The organism is Phenylobacterium sp., from assembly GCF_036402295.1.
Taxonomy (GTDB): domain Bacteria; phylum Pseudomonadota; class Alphaproteobacteria; order Caulobacterales; family Caulobacteraceae; genus Phenylobacterium.
The window spans coordinates 1-5,102 of sequence record NZ_DASWTE010000442.1; the positions used below are offsets into that span (position 1 = coordinate 1).

A 5,102-nucleotide genomic window follows, 5' to 3' on the forward strand; every position below is an offset into this window, starting at 1 on the left:
GCACATCGGATCATCGGCGCGGCGGCAGCGCTGCTCTCCTTCGCAACCGCGGCCTCGGCCGAAGAGACGCCGGCCGTCGAGCTGTCGGCGACCTATACAGGCGAAGCCTGGCGCAACGTCGAGGGCGGCCTGCGGCGCGGCTCCGTCTACCTCGAGAACCTCGAGGCGGCCGTCGACATCGACGCCGAGCGCGCGTTCGGCTGGCGCGGCGCGACCGCTCGCGTGTCGGCCTTCTGGAACGACGACGACACCCTCTCCGGGAATCTGGTCGGCGACATCCAAGCGATCAGCGGCAAAGACGCTCCCGGCGGAACCCGTCTCTACGAGGCCTGGGTGCGGCAGGCGTTCGGGTCCGGCGCGGTTAAGCTGGGCGTGATCGATCTCAACACCGAGCTGGCCGTCAACAAGACCGCCGCGGTCTTCGCGAATGGCGCCCAAGGCCTCGGGCTGGATCTGGCGCAGGTCGGAGAGAATGGCCCCTCGGTATTCCCGGCCACAGGCCTCGGGTTCCTGGCGGAGACACAGATCGACGGACACTGGACGGTCAAGATTGGCGCCTTCGACGGCTTGCCGCGCGGTTTCGAAACACCCCGCGACCCGATGTTCCGCATCGACCCCAACGATGGGATTCTGGCGATCGCCGAGCTGGTCCACGAGAGCGACGACGAAGCCCGCTTCGCGCTTGGGGTGTGGAGCCACACCGCCAAGTTCGACTCCCTCGACGGGTCCGCCGAGCGAGCTTCCTCCGTGGGCGGCTATGCGCTGGTGGAAGGTCCGCTCGCGACGTGGGGCGATCGGCGGCTGCACGGCTTCGCGCGGCTTGGGCTTGCCGACCCGCGGACGGAGGAGATCGCGGCCGCCTACAGCGCGGGCCTCGTGCTGCGCGGGCGCCTGCTGGGCTTCGAGGAGGAAGCGCTTGGGCTGGGCTTCACGTCCGTGCAGACCGGCGGGCCCTATCGACGCGCGCAGGCAGCGCTCGGCGCCCCGGTCGGGAAGCACGAGACGGCCGTCGAGCTGACCTACCGCGCCCAGGTGACACCCTGGCTCGCGGTGCAGCCCGACGTTCAGTACGTGATCAACCCCGGCGCCGACCCCGCGCTGAAGAACGCGCTGGTGGCGGGCCTGCGCTTCGAGGTGTCGTGGAGCGGACCGTCAGGCCGCTAGCAGGCGTTCGACGATCGCCGAGTGCAGCCGGATCCCCGTCGGGATCACCTCGTCGTTGAAGTCGTAGCGCGGGTGGTGCAGCGGCGTGTGCTCGCCTTCGCGGGACTGGCCGAGCCAGATGTACGCCCCCTTGCGCGCCTGCAGCATGAAGGCAAAGTCCTCGGAGGTGAACGCCGGCGCGGGCGCGGTATCCGCCTGGCAGCAGGCGCACTTGGCCGCGGCAAGCGCCTCTGCCGCCGCCTCGGGGTGGTTGATGGTGGCGGGGTAGTAGCGGTCGTAGACGATCGCCGGCTTCACGCCGTAGGCGGTGGCGATGCCCGCGACCACGTCGCGCAGCGCGGCCTCGATAGTGTCCTGCACCTCGGGCTCGAAGCTACGCACCGTGCCCGTCACCCGCACGACGGCGGGCAGGACGTTGTGGGCATGGCCGCCCTCGATCTTCGTGACCGACAGCACCGCCGACGAGGTCGGCGGAATGCGCCGCGAGATGATGCTGTTCAGCTGCGTCACCAGGTGACTGGCGGCCAGGATGGCGTCCGGGGTCTGGTGCGGCATCGCCGCGTGGCCGCCGCGCCCCTCGAGGCTGATCTCGAATTTGTCCGCCGCCGCCATGATCGGGCCTGCGCGGGTCTGGGCGGTCCCCGCCGGCAGGTCGGGCCAGTTGTGCAGGGCGTAGACCTCGTCCGTGGGGCACAGGTCGAAGAGGCCCGCCTCGATCATCGCCCGCGCCCCGCCCAGCCCCTCCTCGGCCGGCTGGAAGATGAAGTTCACCGTGCCGTCGAAGCGCCGCGTGCGGGCCAGGTGCCGCGCCGCGCCCAGCAGCATCGCCACGTGGCCGTCGTGGCCGCAGCCGTGGAAGATGCCGGCGGTCTGGCTCGCATAGGCGAGGCCCGTCTCTTCCCGGATCGGCAGGGCGTCCATGTCGGCCCGCAGCGCAATGCGGCGGTCGGAATTTCCCGCCCGCAGCACGCCCACCACCCCGGTGCCGCCGATCCCGGTATGCACCTCGAGGCCGATCTCACGGAGCGCCTCGGCGATCTTCGACGACGTGCGATGCTCGGCGAAGCCCAGTTCGGGATGGGCGTGGATGTCGCGGCGGAACGCGACCAGGGGCGCGATCAGATCGGCGATGTCGGAGGCCGCTTCGGACATGCTCAGGCCTTCTCTCCGAACAGACCCTGGATCGGGTAGTGCGTCTTGATGAAGGGCGACTTGATGACGATGTAGCTGAAGTACTTCTCGATCCCGATGTTGCTCTCGAGCAGGTACTCGATGAGGGCCTGGTAGTGGCTCACCCCCGGGGTCACGAACTTCAAGAGATAGTCGTAGCCGCCGCTGACTAGGTGGCACTCGATGATCTCGTCCACCGTCCGGATCTTCGCTTCGAAGCGGGCGAAGTCGGTGCTCTTGTGGTCCTGCAGGGTCACTTCGGTGAAGACGGTCAGGAACTCGCCCAGCTTGTGCAGATTGATCTGCGCGCCGTAGCCGGTGATGAATCCCGCCTGCTCCAGCCGCTTGACCCGCGTCAGGCAGGGACTGGGCGACAGGCCGACCGCGTCGGCCAACTCGACGTTGGTGATCCGCCCGGTCTTCTGGAGCTGGGCCAGGATCTTGAGGTCGATGCGATCGAGCTTCGGCGAATTCATTGAGGGCCCGGCGTTATGCCAACGCCGCTCGAATGTCAGGCTCTTCGAGCAATGCGTCCAGTGTCCTTCCTATGCGCTCGAAGATCATATCCATTTCCGCCGCCGAACAGCAGAGCGCAGGCGCCAGGCCGATGGTGGCGTCGCCGAACGCCCGGTAGATCACGCCATTGCCATAGCCGCCGGCGAACAGGCGATCGGGCAGTTTCAGCGCCGGGTCGAACGGGCGCTTGGTGACCTTGTCGGCCACCAGCTCGATGGCGCCCAGCAGGCCTCGGCCGCGCGTGTCGCCGACCATCGGGTGCTCGGCCAGCCGGGCGAGACCCGCGGCGAAACGCGGCGCGACGGACCGCGCGTTCGCGAGGATCCCGCCGTCGGTGTAGAGGCGCAGCACCTCCAGGCCCACGGCGGCGCTGACCGGATGGCCCGAGTAGGTGAACCCGTGGCCCACGGGCGCGTCGGGCGCCGCGTCGGCGATGGTCGAATAGACCGCCTCCGACATCAGCACCGCGCCCATCGGTGCGTAGCCCGCGGTCAGGCCCTTGGCGACGGTCATCAGGTCGGGCGCAACGTCCTCGTCCTCGCAGGCGAACATCGGGCCTGTCCGGCCAAAGCCGGTGATCACTTCATCGGCGACGAACAGGATGCCGAGTTCGGCGCAGGTGTCGCGGATCGCCTTGAGCCAGCCCTTCGGCGGGACGATCACGCTGCCCGAGCCCTGGATCGGCTCGCAGAAGAAGGCCGCGACGTTGTCGGCGCCCAACTCGTCCACCTTGGCACGCAGCTGCGCCACCGAGCGGGCGATCAGGGCCTCGTCGCTGAGCTCGCTGCGGTACGGATAGGGGGACGGCAGATGATGCTGCCAAGCGCGCGGCACGTCGAAATTGCGATGGAAGGCCGGCAGCGCCGTCAGACCCGAGCCGAGGCTGGACGAACCATGGTATCCGCGCTCGAGGGCGATGAACTGCTTCTTCGACGGTTTCCCGAGCGCGTTGAAGTAGTGGACGATGAACCGGATCGCGGAGTCCACGGCGTCCGAACCGCCGAGCGTAAAGTAGACCCGCTCCAGCCCAGGCGGGGCCAGCTCGGCCAGCCGCTGCGCGAGCCGGATGGCGGGCTCGCTGCCGAAGTCGAAGTAGCCGGTCGCGTAGGGCAGCCGGCGCATCTGTTCGGCCGCGGCCTGCACGATGCTCTCCTGGCCATAGCCGACGTTCACGCACCAGAGACCGGCGAAGGCGTCCAGCAGCTCACGGCCATCGCCGTCGGTGAGCCACATCCCACGCCCCGACTCGAGCACCGTCACGCCCCGCGCCTCGTGCGCGCGGTAGGCGCTGACCGGATGGATCAGGTGGTCGCGGTCCAGTTCCTGGAGCGATCGGTTGGACCTGATGGGGTTCGGCAGTGGCATTCGCCCGTCTCCTCGCTGCCGCAAGGCTAGGCGAGACGCAGCGTGCGGATCGGCCGTCGTGCGACCGCGCGAGAGAACGTCGCGGCGTTTTTCCGGCGTCCGCGGCAGATTATGCTTCAAGGGCCTCGGCGATCGCCTTGCCGCAGGTGACGGTGTCGGCGCTTCCCTTGAGGTCGGCGGTCCGCAGCTTGGGCTGGGTCAACACGGTCTCGATGGCGCGCATGATCGAAGCGGCGGCCGCCGGCTCTCCCAGGTGGTCCAGCATCATCGCCGCCGACCAGATTTGCCCGACGGGATTGGCGATCCCCTGGCCGGCGATGTCGGGCGCCGAGCCGTGCACCGGCTCGAACAGCGAGGGCGCCGTGCGTTCGGGGTTGATGTTGCCGGAGGGGGCGACGCCGATGGTCCCCGTACAGGCGGGGCCCAGGTCCGAGAGGATGTCGCCAAACAGGTTGGAAGCCACCACGACGTCGAATCGTTCCGGGTTCAGCACGAACTGCGCGGTCAAGATGTCGATGTGGTACTTGTCCCACCGCACGTCCGGATAGCGCGTGGCCACTTCCGCGACACGCTCGTCCCAGTAGGGCATGGTGATGAAGATGCCGTTGGACTTGGTGGCCGAGGTCAGGTGCCTCTCCGGCCGGCGGTTCGCCAGTTCGAAGGCATAGCGCAGCACCCGGTCGACGCCGACGCGGGTCATCACCGTGTCCTGGATCACCACCTCGCGTTCGGTGCCGGGGAACATCCGGCCGCCGACCGAGGAGTACTCGCCCTCGGTGTTCTCGCGCACGATCCAGAAGTCGATGTCGCCGGGCTTGCGGCCGGCCAGCGGGCTGGCGATCCCGGGCATCAGGCGCGCGGGGCGCAGGTTCACGTACTGGTCGTAC

The 5,102-nt window shown here is 68.8% G+C and carries 5 protein-coding genes; 1 reads left to right on the forward strand and 4 read right to left on the reverse strand.

Annotated features, from left to right (window positions below; genetic code table 11):
• A partial coding sequence (locus VGD44_RS25215; RefSeq protein WP_331091316.1) for a carbohydrate porin occupies nt 1–1,164 on the forward strand: 1,164 nt, incomplete at its 5' end.
• On the opposite strand, the gene VGD44_RS25220 is transcribed toward VGD44_RS25215, so the two are convergent.
• The 4 genes from VGD44_RS25220 to VGD44_RS25235 all read right to left on the reverse strand — a co-directional run.
• The gene (locus tag VGD44_RS25220; RefSeq protein ID WP_331091318.1) at nt 1,153–2,316 is read right to left on the reverse strand and encodes a M20 aminoacylase family protein; all 1,164 of its coding nucleotides are present in this window, start codon (nt 2,314–2,316) and stop codon (nt 1,153–1,155) included. The two genes, VGD44_RS25215 and VGD44_RS25220, sit on opposite strands and share 12 nt — an antisense overlap.
• Nucleotides 2,317–2,318: 2 nt before the next feature.
• Complete coding sequence (locus tag VGD44_RS25225) at nt 2,319–2,810, reverse strand: Lrp/AsnC family transcriptional regulator (RefSeq protein ID WP_331091320.1); 492 nt, start codon at nt 2,808–2,810, stop codon at nt 2,319–2,321.
• A 13-nt stretch (nt 2,811–2,823) separates the two neighbouring features.
• Nucleotides 2,824–4,215, reverse strand: coding sequence for an aspartate aminotransferase family protein (locus VGD44_RS25230; protein ID WP_331091322.1), 1,392 nt, complete (start codon nt 4,213–4,215; stop codon nt 2,824–2,826).
• Between the two features lie 109 nt (nt 4,216–4,324).
• Nucleotides 4,325–5,102, reverse strand: a 778-nt coding sequence (locus VGD44_RS25235; protein ID WP_331091324.1) for an isocitrate/isopropylmalate family dehydrogenase, incomplete at its 5' end; no start/stop codon positions are given.

Coding starts and splice junctions, on each gene's coding strand:
- VGD44_RS25220 (WP_331091318.1), bottom strand. CDS start 2,316: ATGTCCGAAGCGGCCTCCGACATCGCCGATCTGATCGCGCCCCTGGTC.
- VGD44_RS25225 (WP_331091320.1), bottom strand. CDS start 2,810: ATGAATTCGCCGAAGCTCGATCGCATCGACCTCAAGATCCTGGCCCAG.
- VGD44_RS25230 (WP_331091322.1), bottom strand. CDS start 4,215: ATGCCACTGCCGAACCCCATCAGGTCCAACCGATCGCTCCAGGAACTG.